The 25,074-nt window shown below is 71.3% G+C and carries 22 protein-coding genes and 1 tRNA gene; 14 read left to right on the top strand and 9 right to left on the bottom strand.

The features are described 5' to 3' along the window. The first annotated feature begins 38 nt into the window (after positions 1 to 38). The 4 genes from sigM to trxA all read left to right on the top strand — a co-directional run bounded on the left by sigM (position 39) and on the right by trxA (position 3,412). Complete coding sequence (gene sigM / locus ACZ3UD_RS05745) at positions 39 to 824, top strand: RNA polymerase sigma factor SigM (RefSeq protein ID WP_465582626.1); 786 nt, start codon at positions 39 to 41, stop codon at positions 822 to 824. Then, on the top strand, positions 821 to 1,792 hold the full coding sequence (locus ACZ3UD_RS05740) for a cupin domain-containing protein (RefSeq protein ID WP_465582624.1): 972 nt from the start codon (positions 821 to 823) through the stop codon (positions 1,790 to 1,792). The genes sigM and ACZ3UD_RS05740 overlap by 4 nt, the downstream gene beginning before the upstream one ends. Positions 1,793 to 1,986: 194 nt before the next feature. Beyond that, positions 1,987 to 2,952 carry a thioredoxin-disulfide reductase gene (gene trxB / locus ACZ3UD_RS05735; RefSeq protein WP_465582622.1) on the top strand — a complete coding sequence of 322 codons (966 nt, stop codon included), beginning with the start codon at positions 1,987 to 1,989 and terminating at the stop codon, positions 2,950 to 2,952. 133 nt (positions 2,953 to 3,085) lie between these two features. Beyond that, positions 3,086 to 3,412 carry a thioredoxin gene (gene trxA, locus ACZ3UD_RS05730; protein WP_465582620.1) on the top strand — a complete coding sequence of 109 codons (327 nt, stop codon included), beginning with the start codon at positions 3,086 to 3,088 and terminating at the stop codon, positions 3,410 to 3,412. 91 nt (positions 3,413 to 3,503) lie between these two features. Here trxA and ACZ3UD_RS05725 read toward each other — a convergent pair whose 3' ends face one another. From ACZ3UD_RS05725 to rpmH, 9 genes are all read right to left on the bottom strand, one after another. Then, complete coding sequence (locus ACZ3UD_RS05725) at positions 3,504 to 4,121, bottom strand: GNAT family N-acetyltransferase (RefSeq protein WP_387620800.1); 618 nt, start codon at positions 4,119 to 4,121, stop codon at positions 3,504 to 3,506. Between the two features lie 124 nt (positions 4,122 to 4,245). Beyond that, entirely contained in the window at positions 4,246 to 5,331 is a 1,086-nt protein-coding gene (locus ACZ3UD_RS05720) for a ParB/RepB/Spo0J family partition protein (protein WP_465582618.1), read from the bottom strand. After that, complete coding sequence (locus ACZ3UD_RS05715; RefSeq protein WP_465582616.1) at positions 5,328 to 6,299, bottom strand: ParA family protein; 972 nt, start codon at positions 6,297 to 6,299, stop codon at positions 5,328 to 5,330. The genes ACZ3UD_RS05720 and ACZ3UD_RS05715 overlap by 4 nt, the downstream gene beginning before the upstream one ends. 261 nt (positions 6,300 to 6,560) lie before the next feature. Further along, positions 6,561 to 7,388 (bottom strand): 16S rRNA (guanine(527)-N(7))-methyltransferase RsmG, encoded by an 828-nt coding sequence (rsmG, locus tag ACZ3UD_RS05710; RefSeq protein ID WP_465582614.1) that lies wholly within the window; start codon positions 7,386 to 7,388, stop codon positions 6,561 to 6,563. Between the two features lie 158 nt (positions 7,389 to 7,546). Beyond that, on the bottom strand, positions 7,547 to 8,080 hold the full coding sequence (locus ACZ3UD_RS05705; protein WP_387620809.1) for a Jag family protein: 534 nt from the start codon (positions 8,078 to 8,080) through the stop codon (positions 7,547 to 7,549). Positions 8,081 to 8,162: 82 nt separating this feature from the next. Next, a complete protein-coding gene (yidC, locus tag ACZ3UD_RS05700; RefSeq protein WP_465582611.1) occupies positions 8,163 to 9,320 on the bottom strand; it encodes a membrane protein insertase YidC in 1,158 nt (385 codons plus the stop codon). Further along, complete coding sequence (gene yidD, locus ACZ3UD_RS05695) at positions 9,317 to 9,688, bottom strand: membrane protein insertion efficiency factor YidD (protein ID WP_465582609.1); 372 nt, start codon at positions 9,686 to 9,688, stop codon at positions 9,317 to 9,319. The genes yidC and yidD overlap by 4 nt, the downstream gene beginning before the upstream one ends. Next, positions 9,685 to 10,113, bottom strand: coding sequence for a ribonuclease P protein component (rnpA, locus tag ACZ3UD_RS05690; protein WP_393023697.1), 429 nt, complete (start codon positions 10,111 to 10,113; stop codon positions 9,685 to 9,687). The genes yidD and rnpA overlap by 4 nt, the downstream gene beginning before the upstream one ends. Positions 10,114 to 10,131: 18 nt before the next feature. Continuing rightward, positions 10,132 to 10,269, bottom strand: a complete 138-nt coding sequence (gene rpmH / locus ACZ3UD_RS05685; protein ID WP_030059672.1) for a 50S ribosomal protein L34 — start codon at positions 10,267 to 10,269, stop codon at positions 10,132 to 10,134. Positions 10,270 to 10,622: 353 nt separating this feature from the next. On the opposite strand from rpmH, the gene dnaA reads away from it, so the two are divergent. The 10 genes from dnaA to ACZ3UD_RS05635 all read left to right on the top strand — a co-directional run bounded on the left by dnaA (position 10,623) and on the right by ACZ3UD_RS05635 (position 25,071). Continuing rightward, positions 10,623 to 12,440, top strand: coding sequence for a chromosomal replication initiator protein DnaA (gene dnaA / locus ACZ3UD_RS05680; protein ID WP_465582606.1), 1,818 nt, complete (start codon positions 10,623 to 10,625; stop codon positions 12,438 to 12,440). Between the two features lie 953 nt (positions 12,441 to 13,393). Next, positions 13,394 to 14,524 carry a DNA polymerase III subunit beta gene (gene dnaN / locus ACZ3UD_RS05675; RefSeq protein ID WP_224284069.1) on the top strand — a complete coding sequence of 377 codons (1,131 nt, stop codon included), beginning with the start codon at positions 13,394 to 13,396 and terminating at the stop codon, positions 14,522 to 14,524. A gap of 171 nt (positions 14,525 to 14,695) precedes the next feature. Continuing rightward, positions 14,696 to 15,571, top strand: coding sequence for a phosphogluconate dehydrogenase (NAD(+)-dependent, decarboxylating) (gnd, locus tag ACZ3UD_RS05670; RefSeq protein ID WP_380608882.1), 876 nt, complete (start codon positions 14,696 to 14,698; stop codon positions 15,569 to 15,571). Positions 15,572 to 15,651: 80 nt separating this feature from the next. Further along, a complete protein-coding gene (recF, locus tag ACZ3UD_RS05665; RefSeq protein ID WP_465582602.1) occupies positions 15,652 to 16,785 on the top strand; it encodes a DNA replication/repair protein RecF in 1,134 nt (377 codons plus the stop codon). A gap of 148 nt (positions 16,786 to 16,933) precedes the next feature. Next, complete coding sequence (locus ACZ3UD_RS05660; protein WP_465582600.1) at positions 16,934 to 17,488, top strand: DciA family protein; 555 nt, start codon at positions 16,934 to 16,936, stop codon at positions 17,486 to 17,488. Positions 17,489 to 17,760: 272 nt separating this feature from the next. Next, entirely contained in the window at positions 17,761 to 19,776 is a 2,016-nt protein-coding gene (gene gyrB, locus ACZ3UD_RS05655; RefSeq protein WP_465582855.1) for a DNA topoisomerase (ATP-hydrolyzing) subunit B, read from the top strand. 142 nt (positions 19,777 to 19,918) lie between these two features. Beyond that, positions 19,919 to 22,456, top strand: coding sequence for a DNA gyrase subunit A (gyrA, locus tag ACZ3UD_RS05650; RefSeq protein WP_465582852.1), 2,538 nt, complete (start codon positions 19,919 to 19,921; stop codon positions 22,454 to 22,456). 148 nt (positions 22,457 to 22,604) lie between these two features. Further along, the gene (locus ACZ3UD_RS05645; protein ID WP_465582598.1) at positions 22,605 to 23,348 is read left to right on the top strand and encodes a DUF3566 domain-containing protein; all 744 of its coding nucleotides are present in this window, start codon (positions 22,605 to 22,607) and stop codon (positions 23,346 to 23,348) included. 259 nt (positions 23,349 to 23,607) lie between these two features. Beyond that, on the top strand, positions 23,608 to 24,942 hold the full coding sequence (locus tag ACZ3UD_RS05640) for a class I SAM-dependent methyltransferase (RefSeq protein WP_465582596.1): 1,335 nt from the start codon (positions 23,608 to 23,610) through the stop codon (positions 24,940 to 24,942). Between the two features lie 55 nt (positions 24,943 to 24,997). Next, positions 24,998 to 25,071, top strand: a tRNA-Ile gene (locus ACZ3UD_RS05635). The last annotated feature ends 3 nt before the right edge of the window (positions 25,072 to 25,074 follow it).

Below are 25,074 nucleotides of genomic sequence, written 5' to 3'. Positions count from 1 at the left end.
CCCCACGGCCGTGGCCCGACCGGCACGAAGGCAGAGAGGTGACGGTGGCGGACGACGACGCGACGCTACTCGCCCGGCACGTCGCCGGCGACCCGGAGGCCTTCGGACTGCTGGTGAACCGCCACCGCGACCGGCTCTGGGCGGTCGCCCTGCGCACCCTCGGCGACCGCGAGGAGGCCGCGGACGCCCTCCAGGACGCCCTGGTCTCCGCCTTCCGGGCCGCCGCCGGCTTCCAGGGGCGCTCGGCGGTCACCACCTGGCTGCACCGGATCGTGGTCAACGCCTGCCTGGACCGCGCCCGGCGCAGCGCCACCCGCCGCACCACCCCGCTGGACGACGACCCCCAGCGGCTGGACACCCTGGTCGGCTCCGCCGAGCCGGCCGACTCCCCGGTGGTCCGGGCCGAGGTGCACCGCGAGCTGACCACGGCGCTCGCCGAGCTGCCTCCCGAGCAGCGGGCCGCACTGGTCCTGGTCGACATGCAGGGCTACCCGGTCGCCGAGGCCGCCGAGCTGCTGGGCGTCCCGGTCGGCACCGTGAAGAGCCGCTGCGCGCGCGGCCGGGCCCGGCTGCTGCCGCTGGTCCGGCACCTGCGCGAGGCGGACGACGGGTCCGCTGTTCCACGTGGAACACCGGCGCGCGGAACGCCGGGACGCGGAACGCCGGGACGCGGGACACCCGTACGAGAGACACCGAGCACCCCCGGCGCGGCCCCGCCGTCACGCCGGGGCACCCCGGGGAACCCGTCGGGCCCCCGCACCGTCACAGGGACAGGCCCGAGCACCGGCCGGACGATGCTGGAAGGAGATGCGAGCACGCGATGACGACCGCCCCCCTCTCCTCCCCCGAACCCACCGACGCCCACCCCTCCGTCGAGGAGCTCGCCGACCTCGCCGAGGGCCTGATCGAGCCCGCCGAGACCGCCGACGCGCTGCACCGGCACCTGGACGGCTGCGCCGAGTGCCGGGAGACCGTCGATGCGCTGGCCGAGGTGCAGGCGCTGCTCGGTGCCGTCGAGCCCGAGCCGATGCCCGTCGACGTCGCCGCCCGGCTGGACGCCGCCCTGGCCGAGGCCGCCCACGCCGAGGCCGCCGGCCGCCCCCAGGAGGCCGCTGGAACGGACCGCCGGACGGTCCCCCCGGCTCCGCCCGTACGGGCCGCAGCGGCGCCCTCCGCGCCCCCGTCCCGCCCCGCCTCCACCACCGGGCCCGGCCGCCCTCGCCCGCGCCGGCGCCGGGCCGGTCTGCTCCTCGGCGCGACCGCCGTACTGGCCGCCCTCGGGCTCGGCGGGGCGCTGCTGCTGAACTCCTCCGACCCGACCGACCGCCCCGCGGTCGCCGCGGGCGCCCCGGCGGGCACCTCCGCCGCCGGCCAGAGCGCCCGCACCCCCCGCGGCACCGGTCCGGTCACCGTCTACCAGGAGGACCGACTCACCGCCCAGGTACAGCAGCTGCTGGCCCGATCCGGCACGGCTCCCGGGCTGCGCGCCACCGGTCCCGCCAAGTCCGACGCCGCGGCTCCCGCCGAGGGCATCCGGCCGGAGCTCAACACCCCGACCACCCCGAACTCCGCGCCAAACTCCGCGCCGAACTCCGCCGCGGCCTCTCCCCCGGGATCCTGTCCGGCCCCCGCCGCGGGCACCCCGCTGGCCACCGACCGGGGCAGTTTCCAGGGCGCCCCGGTCGAGGTCCTGGTCTACCCGGACCCCGGCCGGCCCGGGTTCGTGGACGTCTACCTGCGCTCCCCCGACTGCGGCCCGATCGTGCTGCAGCGGACCGTCCCCAAGGGCTGACCAGGCCTTCCCAGCCGTCGCGGGACCGTTCCCATGCGATCGACGACCAGGACGCCACGCCGCTCCCACACTGCGGGCGCATGGTACTGATCGGCCTGGGAATGCGAGAGACTGGTCAGTCGTTGTCCCGGGCGGCGGAGCAGGACCGCCCTCCCCGCAGCAAACGCGGGTCGCGATGCGAACCAGGAGAAGCAGTGAGCGACGTCCGTAACGTGATCATCATCGGTTCCGGCCCGGCCGGGTACACGGCCGCGCTCTACACGGCCCGTGCCGCCCTCAAGCCGCTGGTCTTCGAGGGGGCCGTCACCGCCGGTGGTGCGCTGATGAACACCACCGAGGTCGAGAACTTCCCGGGCTTCCGGGACGGCATCATGGGCCCCGAGCTGATGGACAACATGCGGGCGCAGGCCGAGCGCTTCGGCGCCGAGCTGATCCCGGACGACATCGTCGCGGTCGACCTCACCGGTGACATCAAGACCGTCACCGACTCCGAGGGCAATGTACACAAGGCCCGCGCCGTGATCGTCACCACCGGCTCCCAGCACCGCAAGCTGGGTCTGCCGAACGAGGACAAGCTCTCCGGCCGCGGTGTCTCCTGGTGCGCGACCTGCGACGGCTTCTTCTTCCGCGACCAGGACATCGCGGTGGTCGGCGGCGGCGACACCGCCCTGGAGGAGGCCACCTTCCTCTCCCGCTTCGCCAAGAGCGTCACGATCATCCACCGCCGGGACACCCTGCGCGCCTCGAAGGCGATGCAGGAGCGCGCCTTCGCCGACCCGAAGATCCGCTTCGAGTGGGACAGCGCGGTCGAGGCCATCCACGGCGACCCGAAGCTGACCGGCGTCACCCTGCGCGACACCACCACGGGCGAGACCCGCGAGCTGAACGTCACCGGCCTGTTCATCGCGATCGGCCACGACCCGCGCACGGACCTGTTCAAGGGCCAGCTGGACCTCGACGCCGAGGGCTACCTCAAGGTCGAGTCCCCCTCGACCCGGACCAACATCGAGGGCGTGTTCGGCGCCGGCGACGTCGTGGACCACACCTACCGCCAGGCCATCACCGCCTCCGGCACCGGCTGCTCCGCCGCGCTGGACGCCGAGCGCTACCTGGCCGCGCTGGACGACCTGGAGTCCAAGGCCGCCGCCGTGGCGGTCTGACCCCCTCGCCACCGACCGATCCCCGCGGGGGTTGTTCCACGTGGAACAACCCCCGCCCCGGCCAGGCAGAAACAGAAACGGCCCTCCCGTTGTTCTCCTGGCAGCCCCCTCCGTCCGAACCCGAGGAGTTCCCGTGGCCGGCGCCACCACCACCGTCACCGACGCGACGTTCAAGTCCGATGTGCTGGACAGCGAGAAGCCCGTACTGGTCGACTTCTGGGCCACCTGGTGCGGCCCGTGCCGCCAGGTCGCCCCGATCCTCGAGGAGATCGCGGCTGAGCACGGCGACAAGCTGACCGTCGCCAAGCTCGACGTGGACGCCAACCAGGTGACCGCTGCCGAGTACAACGTCATCTCGATCCCGACCCTGATCCTCTACAAGGGCGGCCAGCCGGTGAAGCAGATCACCGGCGCGCGTCCGAAGGCCGCGCTGCTGCGCGAGCTGGACGGCCTGATCTAGGTCAACCGGTCACCGACCGAACGGCGGCGGGGCTCCCCACAGCGGGGAGCCCCGCCGCCGTCGTTCCACCCACGGCCCTCGGACCGGCCGCTCAGAACGGCCGCAGCGCCGGCTCCTTGCGCCCGCCGCCGAGCAGCCGCTCCAGCGCCACCTCCACATCACCCCGCCAGGAGAGCGTGGTCCGTGCCTCCAGCCGCAGCCGCGGGTAGCGGTGGTGCGGCCGTACGGTCTTGAAGCCCACCGCCAGCAGGTGGTCGGCCGGCAGCACGCAGCTGGTCGGCACCCGGCCCGCCGAGCCGAAGGCCTCGATCGCCCGCACCCCGCGCCCCAGCAGATCCTTGGCCACCGTCTGCACCAGCACCCGGCCAAGCCCCTGCCGCTGGTAGCCCGGCAGCACTCGGCTGACCATCAGCTGGACGGCGTCCGGCGAGACCGGGCTGGTCGGGAAGGACTGCGAGCGGGGGACGTAGGCCGGCGGCGCGTAGAGCACGAAGCCGGCGGGCTGGTCGTCCACGTAGGCGATCCGGCCGCAGGACCCCCACTCCAGCAGCACCGCGGAGATCCATCCCTCCTTCTCCAGCTCCGGCTTCCCGGACTCCACCGCCTCCTTCGCACTCACCGGGTCCAGCTCCCAGAACACACAGGAGCGGCAGCCGGTCGGCAGATCCGTGAGGTTGTCCAGCGTCAGCGGAGCTATCCGGCGTCCCATGGCCCGTACTCCCTCCTCCCTTTCACGGTCGAGCATTCCCCCACGAACGCCGATGGGTGCATGTTTCACGTGAAACAGCGCTCACGTGGAACATGCACCCATCGGGTCGTTGCCCTCGGCCGGCTCAGCCCTGCGACAGCCGCAGACCGTCCTCGCCCGGAGCCATGCTGTCCAGGATCCGGTTCAGGTCCTCCACCGAGCCGAACTCCAGCACCACCTTGCCCTTGCCCAGCTTGCCGCCGCGCTGCGACACCTCGACCTTGACCCGGGTGTCGAAGCGGTCCGAGAGCCGGGTCGCCAGGTCGTTGAAGGCCGGGGAGATCAGCTTGCCCGCCTTGGGCGCCTGGCGCCTGGGCTTCTGCTCGGCGCTCATCAGCTTGGCGATCTCCTCGGTGGTCCGCACCGAGAGGCCCTCAGCGATGATCCGCTTGGCCAGCTCCTCCTGCCGGTCCGCGTCCGGGATACCCACCAGCGCCTTGGCGTGGCCGGCGGTCAGCACCCCGGCGGCGACCCGGCGCTGGACGGACGGCGGGAGCTTCAGCAGCCGCAGGGTGTTGGAGACGTGCGGGCGCGAGCGCCCGATCCGGTCCGCCAGCTCGTCATGGGTGCAGGAGAAGTCCCGCAGCAGCTGGTCGTAGGCGGCCGCCTCCTCCAGCGGGTTCAGCTCGGCCCGGTGCAGGTTCTCCAGCAGGGCGTCCAGCAGCAGCTTGTCGTCCTCGGTGGCCCGGACGATCGCCGGGATCCGCTCCAGCCCGGCCTCCCGGGAGGCGCGCCAACGGCGCTCGCCCATGATCAGCTCGTAGCGCTCGGCCTCGACCTGACGCACCACGATCGGCTGGAGCAGACCGACCTCCTTGATGGAGGCGACCAGCTCGGCCAGCTTGTCCGCGTCGAAGACCTCGCGCGGCTGACGCGGGTTGGGGGTGATCGCGTCCAGCGGCAGCTCGGCGAACCGCGCCCCGGCGACCTCGGCCAGCCCGGCCGCGTGGTCGGCCTTCTCCCGCAGGCTCCCGGCGCCGGCCCGGGCCGCCACCGTGCCCCGGCCGGAGGGCAGCACCGGCACCGCGGTCGGCGAGACCGTGCCGGTCTTCACGACCGAGGCCGGTGCGGGCGTGGCCGCCGCGGACTGTCCCGCCGCGCCGTCGACCGCCGCCGGAGCCGACGGGAGCAGCGCCCCCAGCCCCTTCCCCAGACCCCTGCGACCACTCACCGATTACCCTCCGTCGTACCGTGCTGTGCCACCGGGGCGCCGTGCCCCTGCTGGCCGTCCCGCTGCTGGCCCACCAGCGATCCGCCCAGGCTCACCGCACGCAGCGCGAGTTCGCGGGCGGCCTCCAGGTACGAGAGCGCCCCGGTCGAACCCGGGTCGTAGGTGAGCACCGTCTGCCCGTAGCTGGGCGCCTCCGAGATGCGCACCGAGCGCGGGATCGCCGTGCTCAGCACCTCGTTCTGGAAGTGGGTCCGGACCTCCTCGGCGACCTGGGCGGCCAGCCTGGTCCGGGCGTCGTACATGGTCAGCAGGATCGTCGAGACGTGCAGCGCGGGATTGAGGTGTGCGCGCACCAGCTCGACGTTGCGCAGCAGCTGGCCGAGCCCCTCCAGCGCGTAGTACTCGCACTGGATCGGGATCAGCACCTCCTGGCCGGCCACCAGGGCGTTGACCGTCAGCAGGCCCAGCGAGGGCGGACAGTCGATCAGGATGTAGTCCAGCGGCTGCTCGTAGGCGGCGATGGCGCGCTGCAGCCGGCTCTCCCGGGCCACCAGCGAGACCAGCTCGATCTCGGCGCCGGCCAGGTCGATGGTGGCGGGGACGCAGAACAGCCCCTCGACGTCCACGACCGGCTGGACCACGTCGGCCAGGGGCTTGCCCTCGACCAGCACGTCGTAGATGGAGGGCACCTCGGCGTGGTGGTCGATGCCGAGGGCGGTGGAGGCGTTCCCCTGCGGGTCGAGGTCGACCACCAGGACGCGCAGTCCGTGCATCGCCAGCGAGGCGGCCATGTTCACGGTGGTGGTGGTCTTGCCCACCCCACCCTTCTGGTTGGCGACCACGATCACCCGGGTGCCGGCGGGTCGGGGCAGCCCCTCGCCTGCTCGGCCGATCGCCTGTACCGCAGCCTGGGCGGCCCGTGCGATGGGCGTGTCATCGATCTGGTCGATGGTCTCCGAGTCCTGCATGGGGGTCAGTGTTTCACGTGAAACCGGAGCGGCAACAGTCGCCGCCCGGCTGCGGCTAAGGATTCCCGAGAGCAAGGAGCGACGTTTCACGCGAAACACCATGCCCGCTATGTCGGAAATCTGACGTTGCGACACTCCGATGTCCCGACGGCGGCCCGGGCGTCACCTGAACGACGACGGGCGGACGGCTCCCCCGTTCAGGAGGACCGTCCGCCCGCTCACGTCCGTGTCCGGCGTCACTCGGCCTCAGCGGCCCCAGCCTCAGCGGCTGCGGCGGCGCCCGCCCCGACCGCGCTCGCCGCCCTTGGCGTTGGCGTTGCGGTCGGCCCGGGCCACCTTGGCCCGCCGGGTCGCGGCCTTCACCCCGCCGGGGCTCTCCCCCGCCTTGACCTGGACCACCCGGGTCGAGGTCTCCAGGGTGCCCTCGCCGACCGAGATGACGCTCCACTCGACCGCGCCCAGCTTGGCCAGCCCGGCGCGCGAGTCGGCCAGTTCCTGCTCGGCGCTGTCGCCCTTGAGCGCCAGCATCTGCCCGTGCGGACGCAGCAGCGGCAGCCCCCAGCCGGCCAGCCGGTCCAGCGGCGCCACCGCCCGGGCGGTCACCACGTCCACCGCGAGCTTGCCGACCATCTCCTCGGCGCGGCCGCGCAGCACCGTGACGTTCTCCAGGGCCAGCTCCCGGACGACCTCCTCCAGGAAGGTGGTCCGGCGCAGCAGCGGCTCCAACAGGGTCACCGAGACGTCCGGACGGGCCAGCGCCACCGGGATGCCGGGCAGGCCGGCGCCGGAGCCGACGTCGCACAGGGTGGAGCCGGTCGGCAGCAGCTCGGCCAGCACCGCGCAGTTGAGCACATGGCGGTCCCAAAGCCGGGGCACCTCGCGCGGCCCGATCAGCCCGCGCCTGACACCCGCCGTGGCCAGCAGCTCGGTGTAGCGGACGGCGGCGTCGAAGCGGTCGCCGAAGACCTCCCGGGCGGCGGCCGGCGCCTCGGCCAGCACGTCCAGCTCGGGTGCCTCGGCCGCCCGCCCCTCAGCGTCCGGATCCACGTCCGCCCCCGGACGGCCGGCGGCCGTGCTCTCCGTGTCCATCTCGACCTCTCCGATCCCCGGATCCACCGACCCGCTCAACGCAGTGTTTCACGTGAAACATCCCGGAAGGGACGACGACCCCGCCCGCACGAGGCGGACGGGGTCGCGTCCGGTGAAGCTCACCGGCTGCCGCGGCGGCCGGTCATCGGCCGTCGGCCTCAGGCCGGCAGCACGACCACGCACCGCTGGGGCTCTTCGCCCTCGGACTCACTGCGCAGACCCGCGGCCGCGACCGCGTCGTGGACGACCTTGCGCTCGAAGGGCGTCATCGGCTTCAGCTTGACCTGCTCGCCGGTGCTCTTGGCCTGCTCCGCGGCCTCGGCGCCGAGGGCGGCCAGCTCCTCACGCTTGCGGGCCCGGAAGCCGGCAATGTCCAGCATGAGGCGGCTGCGCTCGCCGGTCTCCCGGTGGACAGCCAACCGGGTCAGCTCCTGCAGGGCCTCCAGCACCTCGCCGTCCTGGCCAACCAGGCGCTGCAGCGCGCGGTCGTTGCCGTCGCTGACGATGGAGACCAGGGCGCGGTCGCCCTCGACATCCATGTCGATGTCACCGTCGAGGTCCGCGATGTCGAGCAGACCCTCCAGGTAGTCCGCCGCGATGTCGCCCTCATGCTCCAGGCGGGTGATGAGGCTCTCGTCGGCGCTGGCGGCGGCCTCGGCCTCGACGGCGGAGGTGGTGGTGCCTTCCGTCACTGATGGACTCCTTCGGAGTTGGGCCCGTCTGGCGGGCCGGGAACGAAGCTCTTCGGGGCTGCCGCAACGGGCCGGGGGCCGGTCAGGACTTCCTCTTCGGCCGCTGGCCGCCGCGCTTGGGCTGCTGCCGGGCGCCCTGCTTGGTGCCGGCGGGCTTGGCCGCGGTCTGCTTGGCGGCCGCCGGCTTGGCGTCGGACTCGACCGGGGCGGCGTCGCTCGGCTGCTCGGCCACGGTGTCCTCGCCCGGCTCGGCCGCCTGGGTGGTGGTGGCACCGCCGTGCTGGCGCTGGGCCTTGGTCTGCCGACGCGGCTGCTGGCGGCGCGCCTGCACCGACTCCTCGACCACGGTGGCCGCCGAGGCCGCCTGGTCGAGGGCCTCCTTGGACGGGGGCAGCACGCCCCAGAGCGCGCCCTTGATCTCCGTACCGTCCGGACGCAGCCGGCCGGCCTTCTTCAGCCGCGCCTGGCGCTCCTGGAAGGCCTTGCTGCCCGGGGTCGGGTTGTTGCGGATGACGATCAGCTGCTGGCCCATCGACCAGACGTTGGTGGTCAGCCAGTAGACCAGGACACCGACCGGGAAGTTGATGCCCATCACGGCGAACATGACCGGGAAGACGTACATCAGCATCTTCTGCTGCTGCATGAACGGCGTCTTCACCGTGAGGTCAACGTTCTTGGTCATCAGCTGGCGCTGGGTGACGAACTGCGACAGCGACATCATGACGATCATCACCGCGGTGACGACCTTGACGCTGGTCACGCTGCTGCTGACGAAGGTCGCGGACAGCGGGGCACCGAAGATGTGCGCCTTACCGGCGCTCAGCAGCAGGTCGCCGTGGATGACGCCGATGGACTTGCCCTTGGCGACCGAGGCGAGCACGCCGTAGAGGGCGGTGAAGAACGGGGCCTGCACGATGATGGGAAGGCAGCTGGAGAACGGGTTGGTGCCCGCCTCCTTGTACAGCTTCATCATCTCTTCGGACTGGCGCTGCCGATCGTTCTTGTAGCGCTCCTGGATGGCCTTCATCTTCGGCTGGATCGCCTGCATGGCCCGGGTCGCCTTGATCTGCTTCACGAAGAGCGGGATCAGGCAGATCCGGATGACGACGACCATCGAGGCGATGGACAGACCCCACGCCCAGCCACCGTCCGGATCGAAGACGTTGCTGTACAGCGAGTGGAACTGGACGATGATCCAGGACACCGCCGTGTAGAGGGGGCTAAGAAAACCGAAGGTCACCGGTCAGACTCCTTGGACAGGTGGATTGGCCGCTCCGGGCCAATGGTGGCCGGGCCCTCGGGGTCCGGACCGGCGGGGGTGACGGTCACCGGCTCTCCGGTGGCGGACCGGCTGCTCAGCCAGTCTCGCAACCGCCGGTGCCACACCGGATGCTTGCGCGGCGGGACATGATCGACCCCGCCGGGCGTCCACGGATTGCAGCGCAGGATGCGCCACACGGTCAGTCCGCCGCCTTTGACCGCCCCGTGCACCTTCACGGCCTCGTAGCCGTAATGCGAGCAGGAGGGGTAATAACGGCACACCGGACCGAGCAGCGGGCTGATGGTCCACTGGTAGACCCTGATCAGACCCATCAGCAGGTACTTCATCGCCCTGCTCCCGTCGGCGCCGTGGCGGCGGGCTCGGCCCTCAGCAATCGCTTCAGCGCCGCGTCGAGATCACGTTCGAGATCCTGGTACGAGGCGGTCGCGGCCTGGGGCAGCGCACGCACCACTATCAGGCTACCGGCGGGCAGCCTGGACAGACGATCACGGACGAGATGGCGCAACCGGCGCTTGACCAGGTTGCGGACGACCGCCGGGCCGACGGCCTTGCTCACGACGAAACCCGCACGCGCCGAAGGAGTCCCCTCGGCGACGTGCGGGCGGGAGTCGCTGGTCCGGTCGGTCTGCCCCTGCGGGTCGACCTCTCTGCTGAGATGGACGACCAGAAGGGGCCGGCCGGCCCGGCGACCGCGTTTGACCGCGGTCGCGAAGTCCTGGCGCCGCCGCAGCCGATTCTCGGAGGGCAGCACAACAGACTCTGTCGTGGATCAGGCGGACAGGCTGGCGCGGCCCTTGCCACGACGGGCAGCCAGGATGGCGCGGCCGGCGCGGGTACGCATACGCAGCCGGAAGCCGTGGGTCTTCGCGCGGCGACGGTTGTTCGGCTGGAAGGTGCGCTTGCTCACTCGGGGGCTCCTGAGGTGAATCGTAGGATGACGGGGGGTCGCTTGGCCGTCACCGTGCGTCCGCGTGATCTCCCCTGATTCGGAAATCCGGCCCATCGCCCCAGTTCGGCTGGGGTCTGAGGCAATCCACGGCGCCCGTGCTGCGCGCCTTATGGAGCGGGTGGACCCGCGGACATGCGGCAGCGGCCATCGACAACTCGACCTGGTTACGGTACGCGGGACGGGGTGTGAGGGTCAAACCAGCCGCCCACGGCGCACTTACCCACAGCCTGTGGACAACGACTTGATCCGTCCCCGTTCGCTGACTACCGTTGCAGGACTTGTCTGGTTTTGTTCTTGGAAAGCGTGCACCAGTGGCTGATGTCAACAGCGACCTCGTCCCGGTCTGGGCGAGGGTCGTCGAGCGGCTGGTCAGCGACCCCGATGTCGGGGAGATGGACAAGCAGTGGGTGCAGCGCACCCAGCCCATGTGGATGATGCACGACACCGCCCTGCTGGCGACCCCCAACGAGCGGGCCAAGCAGGTGCTGGAGGGCCGGCTGCTGCCGCAGCTGACCGACGCCCTCAGCCGCGAGCTCAACCGACCGGTCCGGATCGCCGTGATGGTCGACGCCAACGCCGTGCCCACCACCCCCGCGCCCGCCGCCCAGGCCCCCGCCGAGCCGTACCCCGGCCCGGCCGAGGAGGACTCCGACGGCTACGGCGGCCAGGACTACCAGCACCCCTACGAGCAGGACTACGAGCGCCCCCGCTACGACACCGGCGGCTACGAGCAGCGCCCGGCGCCGTACGGCGGCCAGCCGGGCCAGCCGTGGCCCGGCTACCAGGAGTCCGGCTACCAGGAACCGCAGCAGCCCTTCCGCGAGCCTGAGGAGCCCTCGCCCCGCCCGGCGCCGCCGCGCCAGCTGCCCAGCCCGCCCTCGACCACCCAGGGCGACCTGTTCGGCGGCGCATACGGCCCCGGCCCGGGCGAGCAGCCCCGCGGCGGCGCCGGGCGCCGTTCGCACGGCGCCCGGCCCTCCGGCGGCCGCCCGGCCGACAAGCCCGCCGCGGAGCGGGGCACCGACCGCCCCGCCGTCCCCGGAGTGCCCGCCCCGCCCGGCGCGCCCCCGGCCGGCGGCTCGCGCAAGGACGAGCCGGCCGCCCGGCTGAACCCCAAGTACCTCTTCGACACCTTCGTCATCGGCGCCAGCAACCGCTTCGCGCACGCGGCGGCGGTGGCGGTCGCCGAGGCCCCGGCCAAGGCGTACAACCCGCTCTTCATCTACGGCGAGTCCGGGCTGGGCAAGACCCACCTGCTGCACGCCATCGGGCACTACTCGCGCAGCCTCTTCCCGGGCACCCGGGTGCGCTACGTGTCCTCGGAGGAGTTCACCAACGAGTTCATCAACTCGATCCGGGACGGCAAGGCGGACACCTTCCGCCGCCGCTACCGGGACATGGACATCCTGCTCGTGGACGACGTCCAGTTCCTCGCGAGCAAGGAGTCCACGCAGGAGGAGTTCTTCCACACCTTCAACACCCTGCACAACGCGAACAAGCAGATCGTCCTCTCCTCGGACCGGCCGCCCAAGCTGCTGACCACGCTGGAGGACCGGCTGCGCAACCGCTTCGAGTGGGGTCTGATCACCGACGTCACCCCGCCGGAGCTGGAGACCCGGATCGCGATCCTGCGCAAGAAGGCGATCCAGGAGCAACTCAACGCCCCCGCCGACGTGTTGGAGTTCATCGCGTCCCGGATCACCCGCAACATCCGGGAGTTGGAAGGCGCGCTGATCCGGGTCACCGCCTTCGCCAACCTCAACCGGGCGCCGGTGGACCTGGAGTTGGCCGGGATCGTCCTCAAGGACCTGATCCCGGGCGGGGACGAGGACGCCGGCCCGGAGATCACCGCGCAGGTCATCATGCAGCAGACCGCCGCGTACTTCGGCCTGGGTGTGGACGACCTCTGCGGATCCTCGCGCAGCCGGGTACTGGTGACGGCCCGGCAGATCGCCATGTACCTGTGCCGGGAGCTCACCGACCTGTCGCTGCCGAAGATCGGCGCGCAGTTCGGCGGCCGCGACCACACCACGGTGATGCACGCGGACCGCAAGATCCGCTCGCTGATGGCCGAGCGGCGCTCGATTTACAACCAGGTCACCGAACTCACCAACCGCATCAAGAGCTAGCGCCCGTCCACCGGCGGGCCGACCGGCCTTCAGAGGGCGTCAGGAGCGATCCTGACGCCCTTTTTCCATCCACAGGTGTGTGCCGGGCCGAGGCTGGGCAGGGATGCCGTCGACGGACGTTCCGCCAGCCCGCGGCCGGCGCCGAACAACTGACCGGTGATTCGAAAACCGGGGGCGCGTAAGGCCGTTGTCCACAGGACCGGCCCCTTCCGCACAGTCCACAGGCTGGGGAGTCCGAAGTTATCCAGAATTCGTCCACAGGCCCGTCGCCGCTACGCTCTTCCGCGCAGGTCAGGTGCCTGTGGACTTGTGCACAACGGTTATCCACAGGGTGTGGACAATTGACGGCCCGCCAATGGGCCGTCCGGGTTATCCACCGGTTGTCCCCAGGGCCGGGGTGGTTATCCCCAGGTTGTCCACAGCCGGGTCCACAGTTCGACAACCGTGGACTGCCGTTCATGCCCTGGTGTGAAAGGCGTCACGGAAAGTTGACCGGCGCCCGTGGATAACCGGGCCCGGATCTGGGGACAGTCCTGGGGATAACCTGTGGATACGCAGCGTGCCCTGTGGGTAACGCTCGGCTGTCCACAGCGCGGCCTGTCCGTCCACAGCCGCCGTCCACACCGTCTGTGGACAAAAATCGGGCGCTGACCTGCGGAAACGGGGTTATCCACGGTTTCCACAGGCCCTACTACTACCGCTACACAGATAGACCGTGAACCTGCTTTCAAAGTGGGTGGGCCCGAAATCTGTGGACAACGCGACCGGCCGCGGTCCCCGACACTTGTTCGGGTTTGCTTCCGCCCGTCTGCCCCGTCTGTCGGCGGAGTACGTCAGACTGTCCTTTGCAGCTGGAAGCGGAGTGGCAGAGCTCGGCGGACAGCGGGACCGACGATCAAGATCAGACGAACCAGAGTGCGAGCGGGAGCGCTCGATCCAGGAGGCGGTTACCGGTGAAGTTCCGGGTGGAGCGTGACGTCCTCGCGGAGGCGGTGGCCTGGGCTGCCCGCAGCCTCCCGGCACGGCCGCCGGTGCCGGTGCTGGCCGGCCTGCTGCTGACCGCGCAGGAGGGCAGCCTGGCGCTGTCCGGCTTCGACTACGAGGTCTCGGCCCGGGTCGAGCTGGAGGCGGACGTCGAGGAGGCCGGCACCGTCCTGGTCTCCGGTCGACTGCTCAACGACATCTCGCGCAACCTTCCCAACAGGCCTGTGGAGATCTCCACCGACGGCCAGCGGGTCAGCGTGGTCTGCGGCAGCTCCCGCTTCACCCTGCCCACCCTGCCGGTGGACGAGTACCCGGCCCTGCCCCAGATGCCGACCGCCACCGGCACCGTCTCCGGGGACGTCTTCGCCTCCGCCGTCAGCCAGGCCGCGGTCGCCGCCGGCCGGGACGACACCCTGCCGGTGCTCACCGGTGTCCGGGTCGAGATCGAGGGCGACCGGATCACCCTGGCCGCCACCGACCGCTACCGCTTCGCCGTCCGCGAGCTGCTGTGGAAGCCCGAGCAGTCGGACATCTCCGCGGTCGCCCTGGTGCCCGCCAAGACCCTGCAGGACATCGCCAAGTCCCTGGGCAGCGGCGACAACGTCTCCATCGCGCTCTCCTCGGGCGGCGCGGGCGAGGGCCTGATCGGCTTCGAGGGCGCCGGCCGCCGCACCACGACCCGGCTGCTGGAGGGCGAGTTCCCCAAGTTCCGCAGCCTCTTCCCGACCGAGTTCAGCGCGGTCGCCGCGATCCAGACCCAGCCCTTCCTGGAGGCGCTCAAGCGCGTCTCGCTGGTCGCCGAGCGCAACACCCCGGTCCGGCTCAACTTCGAGCAGGGCGTGCTGACCCTGGAGGCCGGCTCGGGCGACGATGCCCAGGCCACCGAGCGGATCGAGGCCGACCTGGAGGGCGACGACATCTCGATCGCCTTCAACCCGGGCTACCTGGAGGAGGGCCTCAAGGCCATCGACTCCCCCTTCGCCCAGCTGAGCTTCACCACCCCGACCAAGCCGGCCCTGCTCAGCGGCAAGGTCTCGGTGGACGCCGAGGAGGACAAGGCGTACCAGTACCTGATCATGCCGGTCCGCCTCTCCGGCTGACCGTCGGCGCCGTCCGTCACCCACAGGCTGTGCACACCCGCTGTGCACAGCCTGTGGACGTCTCCCCCGGTCGGCCCGACTGCGCAGAGCCCGTCTCCGTCGGAAGCGTAGGCTCGGGGAGTGCGGCAACGGCGCCGCCGGCAGGCACGTCCCCACAGTAAGGATTTGGTCATGGAGCTCGGCCTCATCGGTCTCGGCAAGATGGGCGGCAACATGCGCGAGCGGATCCGCCGCGCCGGCCACACCGTCGTCGGCTACGACCGCAACCCGGAGATCTCCGACGTCGAGAGCCTGCAGGAGCTCGTCAACAAGCTCCAGGGCCCCCGCGTGGTCTGGGTGATGGTTCCGGCCGGTGCCGCGACCCAGGCGACCGTCGACGAGCTCGCCGAGCTGCTCTCCCCCGGCGACGTGGTCGTCGACGGCGGCAACTCCCGCTGGACCGACGACATCAAGCACGCCGAGGCGCTGGCCGCCAAGGGCATCGGCTTCGTCGACTGCGGCGTCTCCGGCGGCGTCTGGGGCCTGGAGAACGGCTACGCGCTGATGTACGGCGGCGACGCCGAGCACGTCGCGCGCGTTCAGCCGGTCTTCGACGCGCTCAAGCCGGAGGGCGACTTCGGCTCGGTGCACGCGGGCGCGGTGGGCGCCGGCCACTTCGCCAAGATGGTCCACAACGGCATCGAGTACGCGATGATGCAGGCCTTCGCCGAGGGCTGGGAGCTGCTGGAGGCCGCCCCCGAGGTCACCGACGTGCGCGAGGTCTTCCGCAGCTGGCAGGAGGGCACCGTCATCCGCTCCTGGCTGCTGGACCTGGCCGTCCGCGCCCTGGACGAGGACGAGCACCTGGCCAAGCTGCGCGGCTGGGCCGCCGACTCCGGCGAGGGCCGCTGGACCGTCGAGGCCGCGATCGATCACGCCGTGCCGCTGCCGGCGATCACCGCCTCGCTGTTCGCCCGCTTCGCCTCCCGCCAGGACGACTCGCCGCAGATGAAGATGATCGCCGCGCTGCGCAACCAGTTCGGCGGCCACGCGGTCGAGTCCAAGTAGTCCCTTTCCGGGGCGGAGTTCCACCGGGCTCCCCGGTCATCCACAGGTCTGTTCATAGAAGGCGAGCGCAGTCCACAGTCATGCACGTCGCGCATCTGTCGCTCGCCGACTTCCGGTCGTACGCCCGGGCCGAGGTCCCGCTCGACCCGGGCGTCACGGCCTTCGTCGGGCCCAACGGCCAGGGCAAGACCAACCTGGTCGAGGCGATCGGCTACGTCGCCACCCTGGGCAGCCACCGGGTCGCCACCGACGCCCCGCTGATCCGGCTCGGCGCCGAGCGGGCGGTGATCCGTACCTCGGTGGTGGACCGCGGCCGTTCCACCCTGGTCGAGCTGGAGCTCACCCCGGGCAAGGCCAACCGGGCCCGGATCAACCGCTCGGACAACGTCCGCCCGCGTGACGTGCTGGGCCTGCTGCGCACCGTGCTGTTCGCCCCCGAGGACCTCAGTCTGGTCAAGGGCGATCCGGGCGAGCGCCGGCGCTTCCTGGACGAGCTGCTGACCGCCCGCGCGCCCCGGCTGGCCGGGGTCCGGCAGGACTACGAGCGGGTGCTCAAGCAGCGCAACGCCCTGCTGAAGACCGCCGCGATGGCCCGCCGGGCCGGCGGCGGCAAGGGCGCGGACCTTTCCACCCTGGAGGTCTGGGACGGCCATCTGGCGCGCGCCGGCGCCGAGTTGACGGCCTTCCGGATCCAGCTGGTGGCCGCCCTGCAGCCACTGGTGACGGCCGCTTACGGGCAGTTGGCCCCCGGCGGCGGCGAGACCGCACTGGAGTACCGCAGCTCCTTCGAGGGCGAGCTGCCGACCAGCCGGGAACAGGCCGAGGAGCAGCTGCTGCAGGCGCTGCAGGCGGTCCGCAAGCAGGAGGTCGAGCGCGGGGTCACCCTGGTCGGTCCGCACCGCGACGAGCTGGTGCTCAGGCTCGGCCCGCTGCCCGCCAAGGGCTACGCCAGCCACGGCGAGTCCTGGTCGTTCGCGCTGGCGCTGCGGCTGGCCTCGTACGAGTTGCTGCGGGCCGACGGCGGCGAGCCGGTGCTGATCCTGGACGACGTCTTCGCCGAGCTGGACGCCGCCCGCCGGGACCGGCTGGCCGAGCTGGTGGCCGACGGCGAGCAGGTGCTGGTCACCGCCGCGGTGGCCGAGGACGTGCCGAAGGCACTGGCCGGCGCCCGGTTCGCGGTCTCCGACGGCGCCGTCCGCCGGATAGACGCCTGATCCGTAGCCCGATTCATCGCCCGAACCATCACCTGAGCCGCTCGTCACACCGACCGCGCCTCGGGCACGCCCCGCCGCCCCGCGTCCGAGCGCTCCCGTAGGCTGGACGGCTCATCGGTTGTCCACAGGCTGGGGAAAGGAGATCGCCGTGAGCGAGCCGGCGGAGACTGAGCACTCCCTCCTTGGCCCCACGCCCGCTGCCCCCGAGCCCACCGGCGCCGACCTCGCCCGTTCCGCCCTGCGGGCGGCCCGCGCCCAGGCCCGCCAGCGCGGCGAGCAGGTGCAGCAGAAGCGCGAGGCGAAGCGGCACGGCCTGCGCAGCGGCGCCCGCTCGGACGGCCGCGACCCGGTCCCGCTGGGAGCGGCGCTGAACCGGCTGCTGACCGAGCGCGGCTGGGAGTCCTCCGCCGCGGTCGGCGGAGTGATGGGCCGCTGGCCGCAGATCGTCGGTCCGGACATCGCCGCGCACTGCCACCCCTCCTCCTACGACGAGGCCGCCGCGGTGCTCACCGTGCAGTGCGACTCCACCGCCTGGGCGACTCAACTACGCTGGCTGGCACGGCAGTTGGTGGCCCGCCTGAACCACGAGCTGGGCCACGGCACGGTGCGGACCATCAAGGTGCTCGGCCCGGCCGCGCCCGCCCGCGGCTACGGCCGGCTGCGCGCGCCCGGGAGCAAGGGCCCGGGCGACACCTGGGGCTAGGCCCGGGCGGCACCCGGGGCTGGGCCCCGCCGGGATCGGACCACGATCTTCCGGAACCCCTGACGGCCCTTCCAGGCGCCCCAGGCCCCCCAGTCGAGTATCGGGACACGTGCCGAGGGGATTTAGGGCGGCATATCTGCCTTCAAGGGCTGCCAAACGCCCATCTCTGTCAGTCGTACCGGTAGACTGGAAGCCAAACACTGTTGCTAGTGGCAACCGAGTCGAAACGCTGTGGTCGCACGCCCGCCCGTACGGGGAGAGGCATGCGACCCGTGCTGTGCCAGAGAGGGCGCTTCGTGGCCGATTCCGGCAACCCCAGCCAGACCCCAGACCAGACCGACCAGGCTTCCTACACCGGTAGCAACATCCAGGTGCTGGAAGGCCTCGACGCCGTCCGCAAGCGCCCCGGCATGTACATCGGCTCCACCGGTGAGCGCGGCCTGCACCACCTGGTGCAGGAGGTCGTGGACAACTCCGTCGACGAGGCGATGGCCGGGTACGCCGACACCATCGACGTCACGATCATGGCCGACGGCGCGGTCCGCGTCGTCGACAACGGCCGCGGCATCCCGGTCGACATCGTCCCCGGCCAGGACAAGCCCGCCGTCGAGGTCGTGCTCACCGTCCTGCACGCGGGCGGCAAGTTCGGCGGCGGCGGCTACGCCGTCTCCGGCGGTCTGCACGGCGTGGGCGTCTCGGTGGTGAACGCGCTGTCCACCCGGCTCTCGGTGGAGATCCACAAGGACGGCAGCATCTGGACCCAGGACTACAAGATGGGCGCGCCGACCGCCGCCCTGGCCAAGGGCGCGGAGACCGACCGCACCGGCACCACGGTGACCTTCTGGGCCGACGGCGACATCTTCGAGACCACCGTCTACTCCTTCGAGACGCTCTCCCGGCGCTTCCAGGAGATGGCCTTCCTCAACAAGGGCCTGTCGATCTCGCTGACCGACGAGCGCCCCGAGCACGTGGACGAGGAGGGCAAGCCGCTCACCGTCGCGTACAAGTACGACGGCGGCATCGCCGACTTCGTCGCCCACCTCAACTCCCGCAAGGGCGAGGTCATCCACCCCTCGGTGATCGACTTCGAGGCCGAGGACAAGGACAGGGCGATCTCGGTGGAGGTCGCGATGCAGTGGAACTCCTCCTACACCGAGGGGGTCTACAGCTTCGCCAACACCATCCACACCCATGGCGGCGGTACCCACGAGGAGGGCTTCCGCGCCGCGCTGACCGGCCTGATCAACCGCTACGCGCGGGACAAGAAGCTGCTCCGCGAGAAGGACGACAACCTCTCCGGCGAGGACATCCGCGAGGGTCTGACCGCGATCATCTCGGTCAAGCTCGGCGAGCCCCAGTTCGAGGGCCAGACCAAGGACAAGCTCGGCAACACCGAGGCGAAGACCTTCGTCCAGAAGGTCGTCAACGAGCACCTCGCCGACTGGCTGGACCGCAACCCCAACGAGGCCGCGGACATCATCCGCAAGTCCATCCAGGCCGCCACCGCGCGCGTCGCCGCCCGCAAGGCCCGCGACCTCACCCGCCGCAAGGGCCTGCTGGAGTCCGCCTCGCTGCCGGGCAAGCTCTCCGACTGCCAGTCCAAGGACCCGTCCGAGTGCGAGATCTTCATCGTCGAGGGTGACTCCGCAGGCGGCTCGGCCAAGCAGGGCCGCGACCCGCGTACCCAGGCCATCCTGCCGATCCGCGGCAAGATCCTGAACGTCGAGAAGGCCCGGATCGACAAGGTGCTGCAGAACACCGAGGTCCAGGCGCTGATCTCGGCCTTCGGCTGCGGCATCCAGGAGGACTACGACGAGTCCAAGCTGCGGTACCACAAGATCGTCCTGATGGCGGACGCCGACGTCGACGGCCAGCACATCCGCACCCTGCTGCTGACCCTGCTGTTCCGCTTCATGCGGCCGCTGGTCGAGGCCGGGTACGTCTACCTCGCCATGCCTCCGCTGTACAAGATCAAGTGGGGCAAGGACGACTTCGAGTACGCCTACTCCGACCGCGAGCGCGACGCCCTGATCGCCGCCGGCGTGGAGGCCGGGCGCCGGCTCCCCAAGGACGACGCGATCCAGCGCTTCAAGGGTCTCGGCGAGATGAACGCCGAGGAGCTCCGGGTCACCACCATGGACGCCGAGCACCGGCTGCTGCTCCAGGTCACCCTGGAGGACGCCGCCCGCGCCGACGAGCTGTTCTCCGTGCTGATGGGCGAGGACGTCGAGGCCCGCCGCTCCTTCATCCAGCGCAACGCCAAGGACGTCCGCTTCCTGGACGTGTGACGCGCCTGCACCCCAGGCCCCGCACGTACCAGTCCGCGTGAAAGGAAACTGACCACCAGTGGTCGACGACAACCGTCCCGACGGCGAACAGCCCGAGACCCCCGAGACTCCCGACGCCGCCGAGGCCACCGCCCAGGCGACCATGCGGATCGAGCCGGTCGAGCTCGAGACCGAGATGCAGCGCTCGTACCTCGACTACGCGATGAGCGTGATCGTCAGCCGTGCGCTCCCCGAGGTCCGCGACGGCCTCAAGCCGGTGCACCGCCGCGTGCTCTACGCGATGTACGACGGCGGGTACCGCCCCGAGAAGGGCTACTACAAGTGCGCCCGCGTCGTCGGCGACGTGATGGGCAACTACCACCCGCACGGTGACACCTCGATCTACGACACCGTGGTCCGCCTGGCCCAGCCGTGGTCGATGCGGATGCCGCTGGTGGACGGCAACGGCAACTTCGGCTCCCCGGGCAACGACCCGGCCGCGGCCATGCGCTACACCGAGTGCAAGATGATGCCGCTGGCCATGGAGATGATGCGCGACATCGACGAGGAGACCGTCGACTTCGCGCCCAACTACGACGGCCGCTCGCAGGAGCCGACCGTCCTGCCCGCGCGCTTCCCCAACCTGCTGGTCAACGGTGCCACCGGCATCGCGGTCGGCATGGCCACCAACATCCCGCCGCACAACCTCCGCGAGGTCGCCTCCGGCGCGCTCTGGTACCTGGAGAACCCGGAGGCCTCCGCCGAGGAGCTGCTGGAGGCCCTGATCGAGCGGATCAAGGGCCCCGACTTCCCCACCGGCGCGCTGATCGTCGGCCGCCGCGGGATCGACGACTACTACCGCACCGGCCGCGGCTCGGTCACCATGCGTGCCGTGGTCGAGGTCGAGGAGATCCAGGGCCGCCAGTGCCTGGTGATCACCGAGCTGCCGTACCAGGTCAACCCGGACAACCTCGCGCTGAAGATCGCCGACCTGGTCAAGGACGGCAAGATCGCCGGCATCGCCGACGTCCGCGACGAGTCCTCGTCCCGCACCGGCACCCGCCTGGTGGTCGTGCTCAAGCGCGACGCGGTCGCCAAGGTCGTGCTGAACAACCTGTACAAGCACACCGAGCTGCAGACCAACTTCGGCGCCAACATGCTGGCCCTGGTCGACGGCGTGCCGCGCACCCTGTCGCTGGACGCCTTCATCCGGCACTGGGTCAACCACCAGGTCGAGGTCATCGTCCGGCGCACCACCTTCCGGCTGCGCAAGGCGGAGGAGCGCGCCCACATCCTGCGCGCGCTGCTCAAGGCCCTGGACCTGATCGACGAGGTCATCGCGCTCATCCGGGCCTCGGCGAGCGCGGACGCCGCCCGCACCGGTCTGATGGGCCTGCTCGACATCGACGAGCTCCAGGCCAACGCCATCCTCGAGATGCAGCTGCGCCGCCTGGCCGCCCTGGAGCGCCAGCGGATCACGGACGAGCACGACGAGCTCCAGCGCAAGATCGACGAGTACAACGCGATCCTGGCCTCGCCGATCCGCCAGCGGGAGATCATCTCCGAGGAGCTCGCCGCGATCGTCGAGAAGTACGGCGACGAGCGGCGCTCCACCCTGATCCCGTCCGACGGCGACCTCTCCATCGAGGACCTCATCGCCGAGGAGGACATCGTCGTCACGATCACCCGTGGCGGCTACGTCAAGCGGACCCGCTCCGACCTCTACCGCTCGCAGAAGCGCGGCGGCAAGGGCGTGCGCGGTGCCCAGCTCAAGCAGGACGACATCGTCGACCACTTCTTCGTGACGACGACCCACAACTGGATCCTGTTCTTCACCAACAAGGGCCGGGTCTACCGCGCCAAGGGCTACGAGCTGCCGGACGCCGGGCGCGACGCCCGTGGCCAGCACGTGGCCAACCTGCTGGCCTTCCAGCCGGAGGAGCACATCACCCAGGTGATGGCCGTCCGCACCTACGAGGACAAGCCGTACCTGGTCCTCGCCACCCGGGCCGGCCTGGTGAAGAAGTCCCCGCTCAAGGACTACGACTCCCCGCGCTCCGGCGGCCTGATCGCGATCAACCTGCGCCAGGACGAGGAGGGCCGGGACGACGAACTGATCGGCGCCGAGCTGGTCTCCGCCGAGGACGACCTGCTGCTGGTCTCCAAGAAGGCCCAGTCGATCCGCTTCACCGCGACCGACGACGCACTGCGGCCCACCGGCCGCGCCACCTCCGGCGTCAAGGGCATGGCCTTCCGCGAGGACGACGAGCTGCTCTCGATGAACGTCGTCCGTCCGGGGACGTACGTCTTCACCGCCACCGACGGCGGCTACGCCAAGCGCACGGGTGTGGACGAGTACCGTGTCCAGGGACGCGGCGGCTACGGGACCAAGGCGGCGAAGATCGTCGAGGGCCGGGGCTCGCTGGTCGGCGCGCTGGTGGTGGACGACACCGACGAGATCATGGCGATCACCCTGTCGGGTGGAGTGATCCGAACGAGGGTTTCCGAAGTTCGTGAAACCGGACGTGACACCATGGGCGTCCAACTGATCAACCTCGGGAAGCGCGACGCGGTGGTGGGCATGGCCCGCAACGCGGAGGCCGAGGACGACGAGACGGCGGAGGACGAGGTCGCGGGCACCGAGTCCACCGACACGGCCGAGGGTACGGAGACGGCGGTCGGCGGCGACGCCGAGGCCTGAACCGAACCGCAGACCGGTGCCGCCGCGTCCACAGGAGTGGGCGCGGCGGCATCGGACGCCGACCAGTACCGGGCAATCCCGCCGGGCGCTGGATGACGAGTGACGGATCAGGGCGGCGCCGCCCTGGTGGGAAGTGCGGGAGGACCAGGTGAGTGGAGCCACGGGTGCTGCGGGAGGACCCTCCGGCGGCCGTCCGGGCGCGCAGGGCGGGGGTTCGTACGGCGTCCCGGGACAGCCGCCGACCGAGCACTCGGCCGCGTCCACCTCGCTGATGCCGCCGGTCGGTGGAGCGGGCCAGGCCGGTGCGACCTACGGGGGCCAGGCGCCGCCGCCCGGCAGCCCGGCCCCCGGCGCGGGCGGCTTCTCGCCGCCGACCACCTACACCAAGGGGCAGCCGACCCCGGCCCGGGGCACCCGGACCGGCGGCAACACCCCGGCCGGCGGCACCCCCGTCCCCGGGGCGGCGCGCCGCCCCTCCGGCGGGCCCTCGGCCGGCGTCGGAACCCTCGGCCGGACCCGCAAGGCCCGGCTGCGGGTGACCAAGGTCGACCCGTGGTCGGTGATGAAGGTCAGCTTCCTGCTGTCGCTGGCCGTCGGCATCATCATCATCGTGGCCGCGGCGGTGCTGTGGATGACGCTGGACTCGCTCGGCGTCTTCGACTCGCTGACCAAGACGCTCAAGGACGTCACCGGCGGCGGCGCCGAGAACACCAGCAGCCAGCTGAACCTGATGGACTACATCGGCTTCGGCAAGGTGATGATGTTCACCACGCTGATCGCCGTGGTCGACGTCGTGCTGCTGACCGCGCTGTCCACGCTCTCGGCCTTCATCTACAACGCGGCGGCCGGCTTCACCGGCGGCGTCGAGCTGACCCTGGCCGAAGAGGACTGATCCCTGGCCGAATACTGACCATCGGTCAGTTCTCCGTCCGAGGGCGGAATGTACGGGCCCCGCAGGCTGTTGCCGCCTGCGGGGCCGTCGGCATTCGGGTGACAGCCGGCTCCCGCGGCGCGCCGCCCGGAAACGGGCCGGCTGCGGTGGGATTAGCTGGACGCCGCCCGTTCCCGCGCCTGGGAGTGCCACAGGCCGCCCCCCGGTCGGTCGACCGGGCCAGGAGAGGTTCAGCAGGACGACTGGACGGAGGCGTGCGATGGCGAAGCTCGCAGGTCAACTGGTGGAGGCCCTGGAAGGGCTGTTGGGGATCCCGGTACCACTGCGGGTCCAGGCATGGGACGGCAGTGTCGCCGGGCCGCCGGGAACGCCCACGGTGGTGCTGCGCAACCGCCGGGCGCTGCGCCGGCTGATCTGGCAGCCGGACGAGCTGGGCCTGGCCCGGGCGTACGTCTCGGGGGACTTGGAGCTCGCCCCCGGCACCGACCTGTACGAGACGCTCTCCGTGGTCGCCCGCTTCGCCGAGCGGCCGGAGATCCGCACCATGACCATCGGGCCGCGCGACGTGCTCGGCGCCAGGGGCCGCAAGGTCCTCGCCGCCGCCCTGCGGGCCGGGGCGATCGGCCCGGAGCCCACCCCGCCCCCGGAGGAGGTCCGCAGGGCCCAGGGGCGGCTGCACAGCCGCAGCCGGGACCGCGCGGCCATCAGCCACCACTACGACGTCGGGAACGACTTCTACGGCCTCGTGCTGGGTTCGTCCATGGTCTACTCCTGCGCCTACTGGACGCCCGAGTCGAAGAGCCTGGAGGCGGCCCAGGAGGCCAAGCTCGACCTGATCTGCCGCAAGCTCGGCCTGCGGCCCGGGATGCGGCTGCTGGACGTCGGCTGCGGCTGGGGCTCGCTGCTGCTGCACGCGGCGAAGCACTACGGGGTCACCGCGGTCGGCGTCTCTATCTCCAAGGAGCAGGTCGCGCTGGCCCGCGCGCGGGTCGAGGAGGCCGGTCTCGCCGACCGGGTCGAGGTCCGGCTGCAGGACTACCGGGAGATCACCGACGGCCCGTTCGACGCGATCTCCAGCGTCGGCATGGCCGAGCACGTCGGCTCCGAGCAGTACCGGGTCTACGCCGAGGGCCTGTACGGGCTGCTGGTGCCCGGCGGCCGACTGCTCAACCACCAGATCGCCCGCCGCCCGGACCACCCCGGTGAGCCGCACCGCACCAGCCCCTTCATCGACCGCTACGTCTTCCCGGACGGCGAGCTCTCCCCGGTCGGTTCCACCGTGGCCCGGCTGGAGGAGGCCGGCTTCGAGGTCCGGGACGTCGAGGCGCTGCGCGAGCACTACGCGCTGACCCTGCGCGAGTGGGTGGCCAACCTGGAGGCGCACTGGACGGAGGCGGTCCGCCTGGTCGGCCGCGGCCGCGCCCGGGTCTGGCGGCTGTACATGGCCGCCTCCGCGCTCGCCTTCGAGCAGAACCGGATCGGCGTGAACCAGGTCCTCGCCGTCCGCAGCACCGAGGAGGGCGCGGCCGGTCTGCCGCCGACCCGCGAGGAGTGGCTGGTGCGCCCGGCCGTCGAGGTCCCTGCCGCGACCTAGGCCGGAACGGATTTGGGAGATCGGCGGTCGGTCCGCTAATCTTTCAGTGCGGCAAGGGCCTATAGCTCAGACGGTTAGAGCGCTTCCCTGATAAGGAAGAGGCCACAGGTTCAAGTCCTGTTAGGCCCACCC

The organism is Kitasatospora sp. NPDC023118 (assembly GCF_055560875.1).
Note: the sequence above shows the minus strand (reverse complement) of the source record. Positions and strands in the feature narration are given on the sequence as shown.

Bases quoted from the DNA above. Each gene is read 5' to 3' on its own strand.
- ACZ3UD_RS05740 (WP_465582624.1), top strand. From the start codon at position 821: ATGACGACCGCCCCCCTCTCCTCCCCCGAACCCACCGACGCCCACCCC.
- ACZ3UD_RS05725 (WP_387620800.1), bottom strand. From the start codon at position 4,121: ATGGGACGCCGGATAGCTCCGCTGACGCTGGACAACCTCACGGATCTG.
- ACZ3UD_RS05715 (WP_465582616.1), bottom strand. From the start codon at position 6,299: ATGCAGGACTCGGAGACCATCGACCAGATCGATGACACGCCCATCGCA.
- rsmG (WP_465582614.1), bottom strand. From the start codon at position 7,388: ATGGACACGGAGAGCACGGCCGCCGGCCGTCCGGGGGCGGACGTGGAT.
- yidD (WP_465582609.1), bottom strand. From the start codon at position 9,688: ATGAAGTACCTGCTGATGGGTCTGATCAGGGTCTACCAGTGGACCATC.
- gnd (WP_380608882.1), top strand. From the start codon at position 14,696: ATGGAGCTCGGCCTCATCGGTCTCGGCAAGATGGGCGGCAACATGCGC.
- recF (WP_465582602.1), top strand. From the start codon at position 15,652: ATGCACGTCGCGCATCTGTCGCTCGCCGACTTCCGGTCGTACGCCCGG.
- gyrA (WP_465582852.1), top strand. From the start codon at position 19,919: ATGCGGATCGAGCCGGTCGAGCTCGAGACCGAGATGCAGCGCTCGTAC.
- ACZ3UD_RS05640 (WP_465582596.1), top strand. From the start codon at position 23,608: ATGGCGAAGCTCGCAGGTCAACTGGTGGAGGCCCTGGAAGGGCTGTTG.